This is a genomic window from Serratia sp. PL17, assembly GCF_017832355.1.
Lineage (GTDB): Bacteria > Pseudomonadota > Gammaproteobacteria > Enterobacterales > Enterobacteriaceae > Serratia.
In genome coordinates, this window is the sequence record NZ_JAFIBY010000003.1 from 177,230 (window position 1) to 194,490 (window position 17,261).

The following is a 17,261-nucleotide window of genomic DNA, read 5'->3' on the forward strand; positions in this document are numbered from 1 at the left end:
TCATCTTCAGGTTGCAGTGGTGTTGACTGCAACCTGAACCATTGAGGGTATAGGTCTGGATAAACCGGCGCTGTCGCCGGCTCAAATCGCGCGTTTAACCTGCTCGTCCAGCAGTTGAGGAATAATATCGGCCAGTTGCGGCGAAAGTTTACGTCTTTTTACTGCGCGGGATGGGGGTTGGCATAAACTGCAAACAAAACTGTTCAACGGCTGGTGTGCGTGAGTAATAAAAGTACCGCCACAGCAGTTACATGCGGAAAGCTGCAGCATGCCACTGTCGACGAAACGTACCAATGTCCAGGCACGGGTCAGTGCCAACAACGGCGCCTCACCCGGTTGATAAGGACACTGTTCCAGGTAAAGACGGTAGGCTTTAATCACAGCCTCGACGCCGGTACAGTGCCCACTCTTCATCAAGAAGCTATAAGCGTTATAAAACATCGATGAATGGATGTTCTGTTCCCAGGTCATAAACCAGTCAGTCGAGAACGGCAACATACCTTTTGGCGGCGGGCTGCCGCGCAATTCCTTATAGAGCTTGATCAAACGCCCGCGGCTGAGCTGTGTTTCACTTTCCAGCATCTGCAAGCGGGCGCCCAGCGTAATCAGCTCCATAGCAAGCTGAATGTCCTTGGCTTCCTGAACGATACTTTTCTCTGCCATCATCAAGCTCTTTTCTTCGTTACACTACCGTCTTTACTCGATAGTTCTTGCAGTAAATGGCTTGATAGCAAAATGCCCGTATGGATTTGCTGCAGATCGTCCACGCGTGACTCTTTCGTCAGGCGTTCAATCGTATTGTGATCGTTAAAACGGAAGTGACAGACCAACTGGTTAGTCTCAGCCAGTTTGACCATTTGCGGTAACGTGAGTTGAGCAAGCGCGTCAGCCATAGTTTCATCAATACCCAGACGGAACATCGCCGAGGCTTTTTCATCATTAATCAGACGCTGTGCTAAAAGTAAATATGACAGGTTGATGTCATAAATATGCTTAAGTAATTCAGACGTACCCATATTCCCCATCCCGACAGACTATGTTTAAAAACATACGCTGGGTGATAATTTTTATCGCCCGTGACCTGGGTTTGTTCCCGAAGTTGGCAAATGAATCTCTGAATAACAGTCGTTATAAATTTTTCCACATCACTAAATTCGGACCATCATTCAGTATTTGATACGTGCGTAAACCAACGTGTATGGATGTACAGCATTTTGCTTCAGCAGTGTTTAGCCACCGTGAAACTATTTTTACAAAATTAATAAGATTATTCCTAATGCAGCGCAACTCTACCCCCGAACCATTAGCACACACAATGTAAGTAAGCGGCAATTTTAAATACAATGTGATCTAGATCACAAAAATAAAAAATATTTAAGCCAAATATCACGTAGCCAGTACGTTTTTTAACCTTGTTTTTGCTCAAAAAACAACCATAAGTAAAAAAACGTCTTAAAAACAATGTATATAAGCCAAAAAAATATCTTTTTTAGATCAATTCGAACAAAAGCATTACCAAACTAAAATAACAGAACAAAAATCTGTTCGTAGGCGATAAAGACAGTATAAATAACCGTTTAATAAACAATAAACTATCCGCATTGAAAAATAACGCATGTAAACTATAAGGTTATTAGGTTTCGGATTTGACTTAAACTTTGCCGTATTCGCTGTTTTAATTTTCAACGAATGCTCACGTTCGGTTAACAAGGTCTCACCTACGTTGCGAACAAGAAAACAGACGTAACGATATGTTTCTGGACAAACTGAGTAAAAACGGCAGGTTCTTGAAGATTTTTGACTGAAGTATCCCAAAACGATTTATCGGCAGGGTTAATTAAAACTTTAATAATTTATCGTTACTGCTTAAAAATAGTTAAATCTCATCAAATACCGACATTCCAATTAAAACCGCCCTGCTTGATTCACCGCCCTTATAAAATAAAACATAGTTTCGTTTTATTTTATGTACTGGTTTCATTATACCTCGTGGATTTCACATCACGGCCAGCAGAGCATACGCTCATCCCCAGGTAGGGTTGAGTATCATATTCATTGTGGAAATTTATTCGCCTCCTGCCATTGCTGAAAGAGCGGATCTTCCGACAAGCCGAATGTACCCAGCGGAGCAAGACAAGGCTCCGGTGCCCACATAAACCCGCGTCGTCGCCCTCAAAACCTTAGCCAACGCCGTTGCCGGTAGGTGCTGGCAGCGCCATCCAGCCCTGCGATCCGGATTCATGTGCCTGAGACTTTCCTTATTTAGCAGTTTGATCAGCAGGATGGCATTGCCGATAGCGCACAGGCATATTATTATTCTGAGGCAGGATCGCCTGCGCACAGCCAATTATTACCGTATTGCAATTTATTTATTTGAAATTAATTTTTCAGGTCGCACATCACATTTTTGCTGCTGTCATGATGACAGGGTGATGTTTCTTCGTCCGGCTACAACTATTAACAGGCTATATTTTAATCATGACTGATACCCTGGATTACCTGATGACATTCCGTAAATGCACCAGCTTGGACAGCGTAGAAAAAGTGTACGATAAGCTTAACTATTCTATTGATAATGATATTGAAATCAGCAATATGTATCGTGCTGCGGATCACCGTCGCGCCGAGTTGGTTGCGGGTAAACTGTTCGATTTGGGTAAGGTGCCAAAAACGCTGTGGGCGCAAGTGCTATAATTGCCCTTAATTACTCACGCGTGCCCTTTATCTTTTATTGCTAAATAACGGCAATAACCCGGGATTTATTGACGCGCGTGATACAAAACACATTTATTAACGTCACCAGGCTCTACCCTTTGCCCTAAGAACAGGAAACAGGAGTGGAAGATGGGATATCAAAACGTTTTGGTTACCGTCGCGGTGGCGGCAGACAGCCACCGCCTGGTTGAAAAAGCCGTCTCTATCGTGCGACCCTACAACGGTAAAATCACCCTGCTTAGCATGATCGCCAATCCAGAAATCTACAATAACTTCGCAGGGCCGATGCTGGGGGATTTGCGTGCATTGATGGAGGAAGAAACGCTGCTGTTTATGGAGGAATTGCGCCTGCGGGCCGATTATCCGATTGCCGATACGTTAATCGTACACGGTGAGTTGGGTGACAGCCTGAGCTACGCCAGTCGACAACAGACGTTTGATCTGGTGGTATGCGGCAATCACAGTGACAGCATGATGAACAAAGTCTCTTGTTCTGCGGCGCGCTTTATCAATACCAGCCACATAGACGTGCTGATCATCCCTCTTTAACGCTGAGCACATTAGGCTATTCGCCCTTCATGATGATTGGCTAGACTTAGGTTCCCTGTCCGCATAAGGAGCTTCTGATGTCTCAGTCTATGCACCAAAACCGCCGTTTTTTGCTGGCCTCACGCCCACACGGTGAACCTACCGCTGACAATTTCCGTCTGGAAACCGTCCCCACGCCGCAGCCCGCTGCGGGCCAGGTACTGTTACGCACCGTTTATCTGTCACTTGATCCCTATATGCGCGGTCGCATGAGCGATGCCCCCTCTTATGCTCCCCCCGTGCAGATCGGTGAAGCCATGGTCGGCGGCACGGTATCACGTGTTGTCACGTCACAACACCCCGACTTCAAACCCGGCGACTGGGTATTAGGCTATGACGGTTGGCAGGATTACGCGCTGTCCGACGGCAGCGACTTGCGCAACCTCGGCCCCCACCTAGCTCACCCGACACGTCTGCTAGGCGTATTGGGCATGCCTGGCTTTACGGCTTATATGGGGTTGACAGAGATTGGCCAACCGAAACCCGGTGAAACCCTGGTGGTCGCAGCGGCCAGCGGCGCCGTGGGATCGGTGGTCGGGCAAGTCGCAAAACTGAAAGGGTGCCGCGTCGTCGGCGTCGCTGGCGGTAAAGAGAAATGTCGGTATGTCGTGGAAGAGCTGGGCTTCGATGCCTGTATCGATCACCGGGCACCTGACTTTGCTGCACAGTTGGCCGCCGCTTGCCCACAGGGCATCGATATTTACTATGAGAACGTCGGTGGCGCCGTGTTCGATGCCGTGATTCCGCTGCTGAACACCCAGGCACGTATTCCTGTCTGCGGCATTATCGCCCACTATAACGCAACCAACTTGCCTGCCGGGCCCGATCGCCTGCCGATGTTGCAAGGGCTGATTTTGCGTAAGCGCATCCGCATGCAAGGTTTTATTATTTTTGATGACTTTGCAGAAGGTTTTGACGAATTCCTGCGGCAAATGAGCGAGTGGATTGAGCAAGGGAAAATCAAATTCCGCGAAGACCTGGTTGACGGACTTGAGAATGCACCACAGGCATTTATCGGTCTGTTACAAGGCAAGAACTTCGGCAAGTTAGTGATCCGCGTAGGCGAGGACTAACCTCAGACAGGGCGCAGTCTTAGGCTGCGCCCTCATATTGCCTTAATGCACTGCACCGCCAGTCATCGATAAGTCCTCTCCGACGGTCAATGTGGTATGCACAATACTGCGCACCGCCTCGATCATGGTCGCTAATGCCATACTCGGTTTGCCGGGGTGATTCACCGCCAGCTCATGGCTATAAGGGATGTGGATAAACCCTCCTTTTATTGCCAGATTCTGCTGAGCGATGTGGTGACTCAAACCATAAAAGAGCTGATTGCAGTTATAGGTACCCGCTGTCTGTGACACCCCTGCCGGAATCCCCCGTTGGCGCAGATGATGCACGATCGCTTTTACCGGCAGCGTGGAGAAATAGCCCACCGGCCCGCCGTCCACTATGGGTATATCTATGGGTTGGTTGCCGGCATTATCAGGAATACGGGCGTCGATCAGGTTGACGGCTACCCGCTCAACGGATATTTCGGCTCGTCCGCCGGCCAGCCCAAGACAGATCACCGCCTTTGGGCGCACCCTGTCGATAGCCGACATCAACTGCTGATTGGACAGCCCCAACACGCACGCCAATTGGCAGACGACCACCTCAGCACCGGCGATCCGTTCCCCCGCCAAAGCCTGTGCAACCTGCCATGACGGATTAATCAGATCCCCATCAAACGGCTCAATGCCGGTCACCAATACCCTCTCCATCATCACACCTTATGTTGTTATTGAATCAGCGTGCTCTCAGCCTAAACAACGCGGTATGATTCTGGAAATGGATTATCGGTATATAGAGTATTCATAAAATGAATTTATCAAGCGTCGATCTCAATCTTCTGGTGGTGTTTGAAGCGTTGTACCAAACGCGTAATGTCACCGCGGCAGGCCGCACGCTGAACCGCGCCCAGCCTTCCGTCAGCAATGCCCTGACCCGGCTGCGGACCCTGTTTGGCGACCCGCTATTCGTCCGCAGTGGCGGCAGCATGATGCCAACCGCACGTGCCCACCAGTTGATGCCGCAAATACGCCCCGTACTGGAACAAATACGTCATGCGTTGACGCCGCCGACCCACTTCGATCCCGCCACGGCAAACCAGCGCCGCTTTAGGTTAGCCGCCGGCGACTATGCCGATATCACGCTGTTGCCGCTCATCATAAGCCGACTGCGCCAGGACGCCCCCGGCATTGATATTCGCGTTTCGCGGCTGGATCGCCGCACGATAGTGCAGCAACTTGAGCGCGGAGAAATAGACGTAGCCCTGGGTGGGCATCTCAACGCGGAGGAAGGCATGCTGGTGCAACCGTTGTTTAACGAGAGCTTCGTCTGTATTGCCAACCAACAGCACCCGCAGTTGGCCGCCGGGCACTGGGGCTTGCGAGAGTACCTCACCTTACCCCACGCACTTTACGCGCCGTCGGATGACGGATCTGCACGTGGGATCATAGACCGGCGGTTGGCTGACATGGGGTTGGAGCGGCGGGTTGCAGCGACGTTCTCTCACATTATTGCGTTGCCTGCGGTCGTCGCCGGCAGCGATCTGATCGCCACCCTTGCGTGCAGCGTCGCCAGACGCTTTTCCGATCCTGAAAAGGTCTGTTTCTTACCACTGCCCTCGGAACTGGCAGTGGCTGAATTTTCTATCGATTTGATCGCGGGCCGACAGGCCAAGCGAGATCCTGCGCTGGCCTGGCTCTGTAATACCATCGCCCAGTTAAACGTGGGTGACATCCTGATTTAACCCCAGTACACCGGGGTTAGGCCCTACATTTTCTGCACCGTCTGATAAATATCAAGATCAAAATAGCCATCGGCCTCACAGTCGTTGAGGTAATGCTCGTAACACACGCCTGCGGTGGGCTTGTAGCCACTGGCCGGCAGTTCTCGCTGATAGAAATCTGCCCAGGCTTTGCCAAAATCGCCATCGGTGATCTGCACGTGATAGATCCCGTATAACCCGGCAGGCAGCGTTTGCAGTGCGAATCCGTCATGAATCGGCGTTGGTAGCACAAAGTCATCCGGCACGGTAAACACCACGTCGGCCCGCAGTTGTTCAGGCGCGACCACCGACGGATCGTCCCAATACAACACCAGCCATTTGCCTATCGGGACCCCATGTTGCCGTTGCCAGGCCACCAGCTGTTTGACGCCCTGGGGAACGGTTTCCGGGTAAGGCCCAACGACCCGCACGCCAGCCACTTTTTCTGCCCGTTTATCTTCAATTCTTAACGTCATTACCCGCTCCTGACACCCTGTTGAGCTCAACCTACGCGCCAATTTCGGTGCGCACATCCAGTAACTCAGGGAAGAAAGTCAATTCCAACGCCTTTTTCAGGAAGCTGACGCCGCTTGAGCCGCCGGTGCCCATTTTGAAACCGATGATACGTTCCACCGTCTTCATATGTCGGAAACGCCACAGGTGGAAGCTTTCTTCTATATCTACCAGCTTCTCCGCCATTTCATAGGCTTCCCAATACTTTTGCGGGTTGTCATAGATCTCTTTAAACGCAGGCAGCAGATTTGGATTGCGCTGATAAGGTTGTGTCCAGTCACGTTCGATACACGCTTGCGGAATAGGCAGGCCATGACGTGACAGATAGAGCAAATATTCATCGTACAGGCTTGGCGCCTCGAGGATCGCCTTCAGCGCAGCGTGTTTTTCCGCGTCGTTACTGAACACTGCCAGCATTGCCGCATTCTTATTGCCTAGTAAAAACTCGATGGAACGGTATTGGTGAGACTGGAAACCGGAAGAGTTGCCCAGCACGTCGCGGAACTCAACGTATTCCGACGGCGTCAGGGTTTCCAACACCGCCCACTGCTCAAACAACAGACGCTGGATCTGCTTAACCCGCGCCAGGATCTTGAAGCAATGGCTGAGCTTGTCCTGCTGCACCAAGGTTCGTGCCGCTTGCAGCTCGTGCAGCATCAATTTCATCCACAGTTCAGAGGTCTGGTGCTGCACCACAAAGAGCATCTCATCATGATGCTGCGGGTTGGACAGCGGGTGCTGACAGTCCAGCAGTTGGTCCAGGCACAGGTAGTCGCCGTAACTCATGCGTTTGGAAAAGTCGGTGACAATCGCGCTTTCTAATTCCCGTTTGTTCATCTGTTCTCTCCGCTGCGCCCACGACCGGAAGCGGTGTGTAGCGTGCTGCAACCAGAAAACAATAGTACATCCCCCCTCGCTCCGAATGACTATAAACGAGAGTTGCCTCGCAGTTTTTAACCTTGGGGAGACGGCTTTCATCCCTGCGAGGGCTTTCTGTTTATCCGCTGAGCAAATTGCCCCCGCACGGCTTATCGGCGGGGTTTCATCAGTGAATCATGCACATGAAAATCCTTTTTTAGTCCCGTCCCGGTGAAGGTTGAATAGCCTCCCGACGCCGTACCATGAAAGACCTTTCGAAGGTGATCACCGTTTCACCTGTGGATTTGATCCCCCGCGTTTCCACCGTGATGATGCCGTTATTGGGCTGAGACTTTGAGGGACGTTTCGCCAGGATTTTGCTGGTTGCATAGAGTGTGTCGCCGACAAAAAGCGGATCTTTTAACCGTACTTTATCCCACCCGAGGTTGGCGACTGCCCGGGCAGACAATGCCTGTACCGTCATACCGCTGACCAGAGCCAACGTAATGCTGCTGTTCACCAGAACGCGGCCATATTCGGCCTGGGCGCTGTAAACCTGATCGAAATGCAAGGGGTGCTGGTTCATCGTCAGTAGGGTCAACCAGGTGTTATCAGCCTCGCTGAGAGTACGGCCAGGCCAATGTTTGATCGTCATGCCAGGATCGAAATCCTCGTAATCGCCACCCTGTTCTTCCACATATTCATTGTCGCCAATCCGTTTTAACATGCCGTTTTCTCCCTGGATTCGTAAAGCGCGATCGCCGCCGCCGTGTCTTCAATAGCCAGCCCCACACTGCGAAATAGCGTGGTCTGCCCTTTATTAGCCGCAACCTCGCCAAGAATCAGCGCGCCAAGTTCATGAAGCTGCTCCGGTTGGATATACCTTTGCGTGAGCGCTGTGCGCACTTCCCCCGCGTCCTCCTGCGCGGCAGAGGCGGTTTCCACCACCACCAACGCCGTTTTCAGCAACGCGGGATCCACTTCCATCGCCTCTTCGTGGGTACCACCGATAATATTCAGATGAGCGCCTGGCGCGACCCAATCGGCGGCAATCAACGGCTCGCAAGAAGACGTGGACGTGGTCGTGCAGATAATCTCGGCGCCCTGCACTGTGTCGAACAAGGTCTGACAGATGACAACCTCCGCCGTCGTTACCGTTCTGGCCCACTGTGCGAACGCCTCGGTTCTGGCCTTTGTGCGGGAATAAATCCGCACTCGGGTAATCGGACGCACGGCAAGCATCGCCAGCAGGGTTGCCCGAGCCTGCACACCTGCCCCCAAAATGGCCAGATCAGCGGCCCGCGCAGGCGCACACAACTGGGTTGCCAAACCTGCAACCGCGCTGGTTCTCACGGCGGTTAAGGCGGCGCCGTCGAGTAACGCCAGCATCTGACCGGTATTGATGTCCGTCAGCACCACCACGCCGTGAATGAGCGGAAGCCCCTGCATGGAATTGCCGGGCGTCAGCGTGGTTATCTTGACACTGGCAACACCGCGTTTAATCCAGCCCGCGGGGCTGATTAACATTTCGGAGGGGCCATGGTTCAATAACGTTCGCGACGGCGATTGCGCTTTCCCGCCGCGTAAATCCTGGAAGACCTCGCTCAGGCTGGCCATCACATGCCGAAGTGGGGTATTTCCAGACATGTCGTCTTCGTTGATGATTTGCATCGTCACATGGCCACCCGCTTCAATTCGGCCACCACCTCAACGATAAGGTCTTCTTGCCCGGCAACGGCTTGGCGTTTCCCCAGTTCGAAGAAAACATCTCGCGGATCGACCCCTGCGCTACCTGCATGGTTGATGACCGGGTTTTTGAACCCCGAGAACACGCCCGCCAGGCCGCTGACGATGCCCAGGGAGTCGATCATCGGCGGAGTCACCATTAACTCGCGGGCAGCCAGTTCGGCAGCATCAAGGAAGCGATAAAGATCTATGCCTGTTTTAAACGCCAGACGCTCTAACACCGGCACCAAAACTTCAAGTTGGGTATTCCCCGCTCCAGCGCCGAATCCCCGTGCGCAACCATCAATAAGGGTGGCGCCAGCTTGTGCAGCAGCCACCGAGTTAGCCACCGCCATCCCCAAATTGTTGTGCCCGTGGAAAATCAGCGGCACATCGACCTGCATTCGCATCGCCGTGATGCGCGCAGTCACATCCTGTGGCAAAAGACTGCCAGCCGAATCCATGATGCCGACAGCCTGAGCGCCGTACCTCACTAACTGCTCGGCCTGCGCAGCCAGTTCCTCAGGCGTTGCCATGTGACTCATCATCAACACTGCGTGTGCCTCCGCCCCTTGCTCACGCAACCATCCCACATGGCGTTCGGCAAGAGTCGCTTCCGTACAATGGGTGCCGATGCGGACCACGTCTGTGCCAAGGGTAAGGGCTTTTGACAAGTCAGCGATGGTTCCCCAACCGGGCAGCATAAACACCCCCATCCTGGTGTTCGTCAATGACTCACGCACGATAGCCAGCATCGCATCATCACTCAATGCGGCACGCCCCACCTGATAGGAAGAAGCGCCAAGCCCATTACCGTGGCCAACCTCGACAATCGAAACACCCGTTTTATTGACTGCGGTCGCGTAGTCTCGCAGCTGATCCGCCGTGAGTTGGTGCTTGACCGCATGTTGTCCATCGCGCAGGGTTGAATCGTTAATTAGGATAGCCATTTGCACCCTCCGTTTTGTTTCGATAAGCGGCGTACTGTTCTGCAACCAAAATGGCGGCTGAATTGATCAGATCCAGATTCCCTGCGTATTCGGGCATCACACGGCTACTGGCGACCACCTCCAGAGAAATCGACACGCGCCCTTCGGTGACCTTGTACGCTGTCAACGTATAGCCCACGGAGAATTCACGCACCGCCGCAGCCGCAGCGGTGACGACTGGCGTGATCTGTTCCGTTGTCGCGCCCGGGATATCGGCAAAAATCGTGACTCTGAACATGGCAGGCGGTGCCGCTGGGCTGATGTTGAGGATTGCCTTGGTGTTTGCCACGCCGGTGAAGGCGCTGAGTGCAATCTGCGTTGTTTCCACATACTCATCGATGTTGATTCGGGTTGCTCGCCCGAGAATGTCACTGGCAACCGTCGCAACCACTTCAATATCGTTCATGACGAAGTGCTGGCTCAGCGCATGCAAGATAGGTATCGATGCCTGCCCACCACAGCTGATTAAGCTGACATTGCGATCGGTCAGTGCGTCTGTTCCCGTCACTGTCGGTACGATCATTTTCCCTACATGGCTGGGTGTTAAGTCGATCAGTAACGTGCCTAGCGGGCGTAACAGTTCCCAATGTTTTACATGTGACATCGCGTTAGTCGCGTCGAACACCACATCGAAGGGTTTTGGCGCGGCCAAAATGGCGTCAATGCCGCCAGCGCTGGTCGGGCAGCCCAAGCGGGCCGCAATGTCAAGACCGGCTGAATCCTTGTTACGCCCTGCGAGCAGTTGGCAAGTAAGCAAGGGTGAACGGTGAATCTTATTGACCAGATCCATGCCGATGGCGCCGGTCCCGATAACGGCAACGGAAAGCGTCATGGGTTGCTCCTGTCGAAACGCGCAGCCCACGCCTTGCCTAATCCCAGCGTTGTCCGGGCCATACGGGCAAAAGGTGGCCCCACCATGTGTCCATCCAGCAGGGCAATTCCCCCTTCGGCTGCCTGGACGGCATCGGTGATACGACGTGCGATCAATAACGCTTCTTCATTAGGCCGCAGCGCAGTATTGATCAACTCAAGTTCGCTAGGATGCACGGTGGCTTTGCCGTGGAAACCCAGATCTTTGGCGCTTTGAATTTCCTGAGCCAATACCTGGGGTTCAGAAAGACGATAATTGGCGGTATCAATACAACCAATGCCATGTCTGGCGCTCGCCAACACCATCGCCTGGCGAGCCGCCAACATCCCGGACCAGGTAATCTGAACGCCAAGGGTGGCGGCCAAATCTGCTGAACCAAAAATCAATCCGTCAGCCACCGAGGCCACGTTATCAAGATCGGTAATGGCTTCTACGGTCTCTATGGTCAGATAAATTTCTGGGTACTTGCCCGCGGAAGCGAACGTCTCACGTAGAAAAATGACTTCGGCAGGCGACCTGACCATGGACATGACGATAAAACCCGGTGTCGTGCTGCCGCTGCAAAGCATGACCATGTCATGCAACGCATCAATCGTACCCAGTGCGTTGATGCGCACGGCAATATTTGCAGATGCGGGGGCATTATCGAGGGCGGTACGGCAGATCACCCGTCCTTCGGCTTTGGCTGGGCCGGGAACGGAATCCTCCAAATCGATCAAATGAACATCGGCATCATAAGACAGCGCCTTAACGACACGGTTAAGTGATAAGGCCGGCGTGTACAGAATGCTGCGGGGAATAGCGCGTGCGGTATCCGTCATTGAGGTGCCCTCACATCAGCCAGAATCTTGCACAAACGGCGAATTTGATCTTCTGTTTGCCCGGCACGCATCATGACCCGCAAACCCGCGGTGCCTTTAGCGACAATAGGGAAAAATACCGGTGAGACGTAAAAACCGGCCTCTATTACGCGACGCCCTTCGCTGATCACCGTCTCATCACTCATCGGCACCAAACGGATCGGGTAAGTATTACCGCTTTGCTCTGTCGGTATCAGTGAGTCAAAAAGCGCAATGTTGTCGTACAGTTTCTTCTGCAACATTGGCAATTCAGCCGTTCGGTGAATGTCTGCCGAGGCCAGGCTGGCACCGATCGCTGCCGTATTGAGATTTTGTGAATAGTTGAGCCCACCGCCAAAACGTTCAACCAGGCGTAGCATCTTCTGGGAATAACCGTTGAGCAGTATGGCCGCACCGCTGGTGCCAAAAGCTTTGTTGAGCGTGACCACCATAATGGTGTTCTCATTCAGCGCCGGGCTGTGCGAACGAACATAGCCAATTCCGCGCTCACCATAGGCCGAGATAGAGTGGGAATCATCGTAAAACACCATCAGGCCATATTTATCTTGCAGCTCGGCCAGCGCTTTGACCGGTGCATATCCCCCCAGGCTATCGCTGCCGTCAACCACGTAGCAGACCCGTTCGTATTTCTTGCAGCAGTCCTTGATAAAGTCGAGATCATGGTAATTGCAGGTGACAACCTCGGTTTCATCGGCACAGGCAGGTTTAGCCGCCGCTAACGACACATGAGCATGCTTATCGAAGATCATTAAAGGCCGCACACCGTTACCCAAATGCCCTGACGCAATCAAAGGGAGTAAACCACCGCTGATGCTGCTCGCTGAGACACCGCTGAGAACATCGGCCTTGAACAACTCACCCAGGGATTCTTCCAACGCCTTCAAGACAGGAAGCTGGACTCGGCTACGCGCGATACAGTGATCCAGCACGCCATAACGACGAATAGCATCGATAGCCCCCTCGATGACCTTCGGGTGGGAGTCCAGATTCAGGTAAGAACAACAGCTAAAGTTAATAAACTGATGGCCACTTTGGGTCGACAGAAGGTCATTGTCGAGCCCGGCGATGATCCCCGCGAGCCCATTGTTCTCTGACATATCCCAGAAAGGGTTACCAATACCGATAGCTTTGTCATTGTTGCGAAACTGGTTAGTTGGGACAATTCTCTTACGGCTGGTCATCGAGTACCTTCCTTCTTGGTAGGTTCGGGTTGATAGTTGTAGATGCCTTTGAACTTGCGATAGGCGGCGGTGTAGAGTGCGGAATACAAGACATAGGGCCGGCGCAGGATTTTTAGATCCCACAGCCAAAAATTCACGTTGATGTTTAGATCGTCTAACGATTCGGCCTGGTGCCACCACCCCAGCGGCAAATAAAGCATCTCGCCGGGTTCTAAAATGAAATCACGCTTTTGTGAGATTTTCGCCGCCAAACGGGGAAAACGTTGAGGGTCAATATTATTGAAGTCAAAAACCTGGGACTTATCGCCAAACCCCTTGAGAATTGATCGCGGGTAGTAATCGCGGCGACCAGGCGGAAAAAGAACGAATCTTTTTCTTCCCTGTAGAGAAATATTGAAATTCTCCAGCTCATCAAAGTGGCTCTGTGTGAAAACGCCATGATAACTGATCCACAAATTAGCCGCATTCAAACCGCGCCGAGAAGCCAACAACGAAAATGCGTCGAATCCGAGGATGGCATTAATATCTTCCGGTCGGTGCATAATATTGGAAACCACGCGATACCACGTATTATGGTCTTTCTGATATTCCTCATTCCCCAAAAAACCACGCAGCTGTATTTTCATGGTTTTCCAACGCTCGGTATTTTCCTTATTGCTGGCCTCCCGGAACAAGGTGACATTATCATCACCTAACCGCTGTGCAATAAGGTCATTTGCGCTATGGCTGACATCCAGCGGTAAATCCGTGATAATCACCGGAACATCGGCTCTAAATATAGCCTCAACACCCATAGCAACGAATTCATTAAAGGTAATACGGGGAACGGGAATACCCGTTGTTAACTGGTTCACGATTGCCGTTTTCCTGTCTCGTAATAATATTGAGATAGCCCGTTAAACTGGGCTTGGCGTTGACTTCTCACTGAGTAATGACTGGCTGAACAGACTGGCTAACAAGGCGAGTACACCGGCAGCAACGGCGATCCAGGCAACGTGAGCGGCGCCTGCCTGATCGGAAAGCTGCCCGCCTAGCGATACCCCTAAGGAAAACCCCAACCATCCGGCACTGGACAACCAGGAAAACCCCTCGGACAGGCAGCCTTTCGGGGTTAAGGATTCCAATAGGTTACTGCAGGTGATTAATAAGGGAGCCACCGATATACCTGCAACAAATGCAGAGATCCCCATAATGATGGGGGCATTGGTGAACACCAGAGGCAGCGTCCCCGCACACAGCGTTGCGGACGTGATCAGCAGCAACCGTGGCTGCGGTACAGACCAGTGCATCGCACCATAACAGATACCGCCGACCAGGCTGCCCGCCGCACAAAGCGACAATAGCACGCCAGCCAGAGTCGGATTGCCCGCCTCTTTTGCAAAGGCGATCATCATGACGTCGATAGCACCGAGAAAGATGCCCACTGCGGCATAGGAGATCATCAGCCGACGAACCCATGCCATGCTAATGGCTTTGCGGGTATCTTTATCGGCCCGCTGCACAATCACGGGCTCCGAACGTCGATGCAGCACCAGAGCCATAGAACCACTGAACGTGAGCATGGCGCACAACACCAAACCTGCGGCAGGGTGCAATACAGTGGCTAAAACAATGGCGATTAACGGCCCCAATAAGAAAATAATCTCATCGAGAACCGTCTCTAATGCATACGCCGTTCGCAGTGCCTCATCGGTAACCATTGACGCCCAGCGCGTCCGAATAAAACCGTCAACCGGTACCGATGAACAACCAATAGCAATAGCCGCAGCCATAATCGCCCATAAATGTGCATTAAATAACACCAAGACGATAAGCAGCGTTATTGCCATGACATGACAGCAGCTGGTGGTAATAAGTACCTTTTGCTGACTCATTTGGTCAGCAAATCGACCCAGCACAGGACTGGCCAAGGCCTGTGTAATCATTAACGCCCCAGCAACGGTACCCGCCATCCACAGTGAGTTAGTGGTTGCAGATATTAACATGATGCAGCTAATAGACCGCATCGCCACAGGAAAGCGAACGAGTAGCCCAAATAATGAAAGCGTAGCATGCCCAGGCCCGGACAGTAATCGGGTATAGGAAGCAAAACTGAATTTAGACTCAATGTCATTTGTTTCCATAAAGGACTCTCGTTAATAAAATCACGTATACCCAGACAAATAAATATATCTATTGAGATATATCCATCCGCTTATAAGAAGATGTGCACAATGCGGCCAGTCTTTAATTGATACGTTTTCACATAGCCGCTGGCGTATAATAAAACCCAAAACACCCCCACATTGCCTACAGCACAGGCAATGTAGTATTTTTAATATCAACATCGTTGTGATTAGTAATTACTAACACACCATCGTGTAAAATTATAACAATCAAATAAGAACATTTAATAGGATGGGCATTAAGAATTAGCAACGCTAATCAATATTATCAAGAGCGTTTTTGCATCATATGAATGCAATTATGCATTCAATTTAAAATACAATGAGTTAACTCAACATTCATGCGGAAATATAATTTCTGGTTAGCTTATAACGCCGTTTACAACAAATTCTGTTGGACAACGTTGAGGCATATCGGCCTCCCGGGGAAAACTGTGCTGTATTCGACAGTTTTCTTATCTATTTGAACCAAGTATTCGCGCTGCGCTTTACTTATGATGAAGGTTTAGCGCCGGAACATTGCCCCCAGATATTTCACATTTCGCAAGGAGAAACGCATGGCTACAGGCATTGGCGGTTGCACGCCTCAAGACGCCCTGGAACAGCTGCAACCGTTAACGGATAATCCGCCTGACATTGCCGCCAGTGAGTATCGACAGCGCATTCAGCAAGCACAGCACCTGATGCGTCAAAACGGTATCGACGCCTGCTACATCAATGCTGGCAGCAATTTGCTCTATTTTACCGGTACCCATTGGTCGCCCAGTGAACGCATGGTCGGCGCAGTGATCCCGGCCGAAGGGGATATCGCCTATATTGTGCCCTGGTTTGAAATAGGCACGTTCAAAGACGCGCAGGTTATTGAGGCCGAGATATTCAGCTGGCATGAAGAGGAAGATCCCTATCGGCTGTTCTTCACCCTTCTGGCCTCTCGTGGGTTGGCGGGCACCGGGCGCGGGCACAAAATAGCCATTTGCGAAACGGCGCCAGTGACGTTGTTCCTCGGTTTGCAGCAGCATGCGGGCGACATGACGTTGATCAGCGCACAGCCTGTCACCGGGCACTGCCGTAGCCGTAAATCAGCAACGGAAATCGCACTGATGCAGACGGCCAATAACATTACGTTGCGTGTCCAGCAGGCCGCGGCAAGTATATTGCGTCCGGGTATCACCGCCAGAGAGCTGGTCGATTTCGTGGACAAAGCCCATCGCAAAATGGGCACATCAGGGTCTTACTTTTGTATTGCGCTATTTGGCTCGGACAGTGCATTCCCGCACGGTGTGAAAGAGCCAAAGCCATTACAACACAACGATGTCGTACTGCTGGATACCGGTTGCCGCTACAAGGATTATCTGTCTGACATTACCCGCACCTATGTGTACGGTGACGCCAGCGCACGACAACGTTTCGCCTGGCAGGCCGAACATGAAGCCCAGGCCGCGGCATTTGCGGTTATTGCACCGGGCGTGCCCTGCCATAAAGTGGATGATGCCGCGCGCGACGTGCTGGTTTCTCATGGCTTCGGGCCAGATTATCAGTTGCCGGGCTTGCCACACCGTACCGGGCACGGTATTGGGCTGGACATTCATGAGGCCCCCTATCTGATCCGTAAACAGACGCAGCCGCTCGATGTCGGCATGTGCGCCAGTATCGAACCCATGTTATGCCTGCCAGGCGAGTTCGGTATTCGCCTTGAGGACCATTTTTACGTCACTGAGGACGGGGCTCGCTGGTTTACAACGCCGGCAAAATCCATTGACGATCCTTTCGATATCGCACGTTGAACCCCCACCCGGGCGGTTATACCGCTCGGATTTACATATCGCGGCAAATAACCGGTAAACACCGGACGTGGTTCAGAAGCCCCTCTTGCACCAATGGCCTCATTCCGCCACCACAGATGCCCACTGACAAACTGCGGTTAATCGGTTGGCGTTGGCGCGAAAATAGATTAGTTTTAAGTTCCGACTTTCTTATGCACCGG

Annotated in this window: 18 protein-coding genes; 5 read left to right on the plus strand and 13 right to left on the minus strand. The window is 52.1% G+C overall.

Going from position 1 to position 17,261, the window contains the following annotated elements; genetic code table 11:
- Nucleotides 1-81 precede the first annotated feature (81 nt).
- On the minus strand, nt 82-666 hold the full coding sequence (flhC, locus tag JOE25_RS12400) for a flagellar transcriptional regulator FlhC (protein WP_209635605.1): 585 nt from the start codon (nt 664-666) through the stop codon (nt 82-84).
- Nucleotides 666-1,016 (minus strand): flagellar transcriptional regulator FlhD, encoded by a 351-nt coding sequence (gene flhD / locus JOE25_RS12405; RefSeq protein WP_209635607.1) that lies wholly within the window; start codon nt 1,014-1,016, stop codon nt 666-668. The genes flhC and flhD overlap by 1 nt, the downstream gene beginning before the upstream one ends.
- Nucleotides 1,017-2,478: 1,462 nt before the next feature.
- Here flhD and ydgT point away from each other — a divergent pair.
- The 3 genes from ydgT (at nt 2,479) to JOE25_RS12420 (ending at nt 4,376) form a co-directional block, all read left to right on the plus strand.
- Entirely contained in the window at nt 2,479-2,694 is a 216-nt protein-coding gene (ydgT, locus tag JOE25_RS12410) for a transcription modulator YdgT (protein WP_012145712.1), read from the plus strand.
- Nucleotides 2,695-2,844: 150 nt separating this feature from the next.
- On the plus strand, nt 2,845-3,264 hold the full coding sequence (gene uspC, locus JOE25_RS12415; RefSeq protein WP_209635609.1) for a universal stress protein UspC: 420 nt from the start codon (nt 2,845-2,847) through the stop codon (nt 3,262-3,264).
- Between the two features lie 77 nt (nt 3,265-3,341).
- The gene (locus JOE25_RS12420) at nt 3,342-4,376 is read left to right on the plus strand and encodes an NADP-dependent oxidoreductase (protein WP_209635611.1); all 1,035 of its coding nucleotides are present in this window, start codon (nt 3,342-3,344) and stop codon (nt 4,374-4,376) included.
- A gap of 42 nt (nt 4,377-4,418) precedes the next feature.
- Here JOE25_RS12420 and pcp read toward each other — a convergent pair whose 3' ends face one another.
- Nucleotides 4,419-5,066, minus strand: a complete 648-nt coding sequence (gene pcp / locus JOE25_RS12425; protein WP_209635613.1) for a pyroglutamyl-peptidase I — start codon at nt 5,064-5,066, stop codon at nt 4,419-4,421.
- A gap of 98 nt (nt 5,067-5,164) precedes the next feature.
- Here pcp and JOE25_RS12430 point away from each other — a divergent pair, with 98 nt between their 5' ends.
- The gene (locus JOE25_RS12430) at nt 5,165-6,097 is read left to right on the plus strand and encodes a LysR family transcriptional regulator (RefSeq protein ID WP_209635615.1); all 933 of its coding nucleotides are present in this window, start codon (nt 5,165-5,167) and stop codon (nt 6,095-6,097) included.
- A 23-nt stretch (nt 6,098-6,120) separates the two neighbouring features.
- Here JOE25_RS12430 and sbmC read toward each other — a convergent pair whose 3' ends face one another.
- The 10 genes from sbmC to JOE25_RS12480 form a co-directional block, all read right to left on the minus strand.
- Nucleotides 6,121-6,591 carry a DNA gyrase inhibitor SbmC gene (gene sbmC, locus JOE25_RS12435; RefSeq protein WP_209635617.1) on the minus strand — a complete coding sequence of 157 codons (471 nt, stop codon included), beginning with the start codon at nt 6,589-6,591 and terminating at the stop codon, nt 6,121-6,123.
- Between the two features lie 31 nt (nt 6,592-6,622).
- Nucleotides 6,623-7,465 carry a tryptophan 2,3-dioxygenase gene (kynA, locus tag JOE25_RS12440; protein WP_209635619.1) on the minus strand — a complete coding sequence of 281 codons (843 nt, stop codon included), beginning with the start codon at nt 7,463-7,465 and terminating at the stop codon, nt 6,623-6,625.
- 238 nt (nt 7,466-7,703) lie between these two features.
- On the minus strand, nt 7,704-8,213 hold the full coding sequence (locus JOE25_RS12445; protein WP_209635621.1) for a MaoC family dehydratase: 510 nt from the start codon (nt 8,211-8,213) through the stop codon (nt 7,704-7,706).
- Entirely contained in the window at nt 8,207-9,157 is a 951-nt protein-coding gene (locus JOE25_RS12450) for an ornithine cyclodeaminase family protein (protein ID WP_245209892.1), read from the minus strand. Before JOE25_RS12450 ends, JOE25_RS12445 begins: the two co-directional genes overlap by 7 nt.
- A gap of 2 nt (nt 9,158-9,159) precedes the next feature.
- The gene (gene dmpG, locus JOE25_RS12455; protein ID WP_209635625.1) at nt 9,160-10,161 is read right to left on the minus strand and encodes a 4-hydroxy-2-oxovalerate aldolase; all 1,002 of its coding nucleotides are present in this window, start codon (nt 10,159-10,161) and stop codon (nt 9,160-9,162) included.
- The gene (locus JOE25_RS12460; protein WP_209635627.1) at nt 10,145-11,032 is read right to left on the minus strand and encodes an acetylating acetaldehyde dehydrogenase; all 888 of its coding nucleotides are present in this window, start codon (nt 11,030-11,032) and stop codon (nt 10,145-10,147) included. The genes dmpG and JOE25_RS12460 overlap by 17 nt, the downstream gene beginning before the upstream one ends.
- Nucleotides 11,029-11,892, minus strand: a complete 864-nt coding sequence (locus JOE25_RS12465) for an aldolase/citrate lyase family protein (protein WP_209635629.1) — start codon at nt 11,890-11,892, stop codon at nt 11,029-11,031. Before JOE25_RS12465 ends, JOE25_RS12460 begins: the two co-directional genes overlap by 4 nt.
- Entirely contained in the window at nt 11,889-13,112 is a 1,224-nt protein-coding gene (locus JOE25_RS12470; RefSeq protein ID WP_209635631.1) for an aminotransferase class I/II-fold pyridoxal phosphate-dependent enzyme, read from the minus strand. The genes JOE25_RS12465 and JOE25_RS12470 overlap by 4 nt, the downstream gene beginning before the upstream one ends.
- The gene (locus JOE25_RS12475; RefSeq protein ID WP_209635633.1) at nt 13,109-13,966 is read right to left on the minus strand and encodes a cupin-like domain-containing protein; all 858 of its coding nucleotides are present in this window, start codon (nt 13,964-13,966) and stop codon (nt 13,109-13,111) included. The genes JOE25_RS12470 and JOE25_RS12475 overlap by 4 nt, the downstream gene beginning before the upstream one ends.
- Before the next feature lie 42 nt (nt 13,967-14,008).
- Nucleotides 14,009-15,097, minus strand: coding sequence for an MFS transporter (locus JOE25_RS12480; RefSeq protein WP_245209864.1), 1,089 nt, complete (start codon nt 15,095-15,097; stop codon nt 14,009-14,011).
- A 737-nt stretch (nt 15,098-15,834) separates the two neighbouring features.
- Between JOE25_RS12480 and JOE25_RS12485 the strand changes: the two genes are divergently transcribed.
- Nucleotides 15,835-17,061 (plus strand): Xaa-Pro peptidase family protein, encoded by a 1,227-nt coding sequence (locus JOE25_RS12485; RefSeq protein ID WP_209635636.1) that lies wholly within the window; start codon nt 15,835-15,837, stop codon nt 17,059-17,061.
- The last annotated feature ends 200 nt before the right edge of the window (nt 17,062-17,261 follow it).

Excerpts from the sequence above, each read along its gene's own strand:
- flhC (WP_209635605.1), bottom strand. The coding sequence starts at position 666 with ATGATGGCAGAGAAAAGTATCGTTCAGGAAGCCAAGGACATTCAGCTT.
- flhD (WP_209635607.1), bottom strand. The coding sequence starts at position 1,016 with ATGGGTACGTCTGAATTACTTAAGCATATTTATGACATCAACCTGTCA.
- ydgT (WP_012145712.1), top strand. The coding sequence starts at position 2,479 with ATGACTGATACCCTGGATTACCTGATGACATTCCGTAAATGCACCAGC.
- uspC (WP_209635609.1), top strand. The coding sequence starts at position 2,845 with ATGGGATATCAAAACGTTTTGGTTACCGTCGCGGTGGCGGCAGACAGC.
- JOE25_RS12420 (WP_209635611.1), top strand. The coding sequence starts at position 3,342 with ATGTCTCAGTCTATGCACCAAAACCGCCGTTTTTTGCTGGCCTCACGC.
- pcp (WP_209635613.1), bottom strand. The coding sequence starts at position 5,066 with ATGGAGAGGGTATTGGTGACCGGCATTGAGCCGTTTGATGGGGATCTG.
- JOE25_RS12430 (WP_209635615.1), top strand. The coding sequence starts at position 5,165 with ATGAATTTATCAAGCGTCGATCTCAATCTTCTGGTGGTGTTTGAAGCG.
- sbmC (WP_209635617.1), bottom strand. The coding sequence starts at position 6,591 with ATGACGTTAAGAATTGAAGATAAACGGGCAGAAAAAGTGGCTGGCGTG.
- kynA (WP_209635619.1), bottom strand. The coding sequence starts at position 7,465 with ATGAACAAACGGGAATTAGAAAGCGCGATTGTCACCGACTTTTCCAAA.
- JOE25_RS12445 (WP_209635621.1), bottom strand. The coding sequence starts at position 8,213 with ATGTTAAAACGGATTGGCGACAATGAATATGTGGAAGAACAGGGTGGC.
- JOE25_RS12450 (WP_245209892.1), bottom strand. The coding sequence starts at position 9,157 with ATGCAAATCATCAACGAAGACGACATGTCTGGAAATACCCCACTTCGG.
- dmpG (WP_209635625.1), bottom strand. The coding sequence starts at position 10,161 with ATGGCTATCCTAATTAACGATTCAACCCTGCGCGATGGACAACATGCG.
- JOE25_RS12460 (WP_209635627.1), bottom strand. The coding sequence starts at position 11,032 with ATGACGCTTTCCGTTGCCGTTATCGGGACCGGCGCCATCGGCATGGAT.
- JOE25_RS12465 (WP_209635629.1), bottom strand. The coding sequence starts at position 11,892 with ATGACGGATACCGCACGCGCTATTCCCCGCAGCATTCTGTACACGCCG.
- JOE25_RS12470 (WP_209635631.1), bottom strand. The coding sequence starts at position 13,112 with ATGACCAGCCGTAAGAGAATTGTCCCAACTAACCAGTTTCGCAACAAT.
- JOE25_RS12480 (WP_245209864.1), bottom strand. The coding sequence starts at position 15,097 with ATGTTAATATCTGCAACCACTAACTCACTGTGGATGGCGGGTACCGTT.
- JOE25_RS12485 (WP_209635636.1), top strand. The coding sequence starts at position 15,835 with ATGGCTACAGGCATTGGCGGTTGCACGCCTCAAGACGCCCTGGAACAG.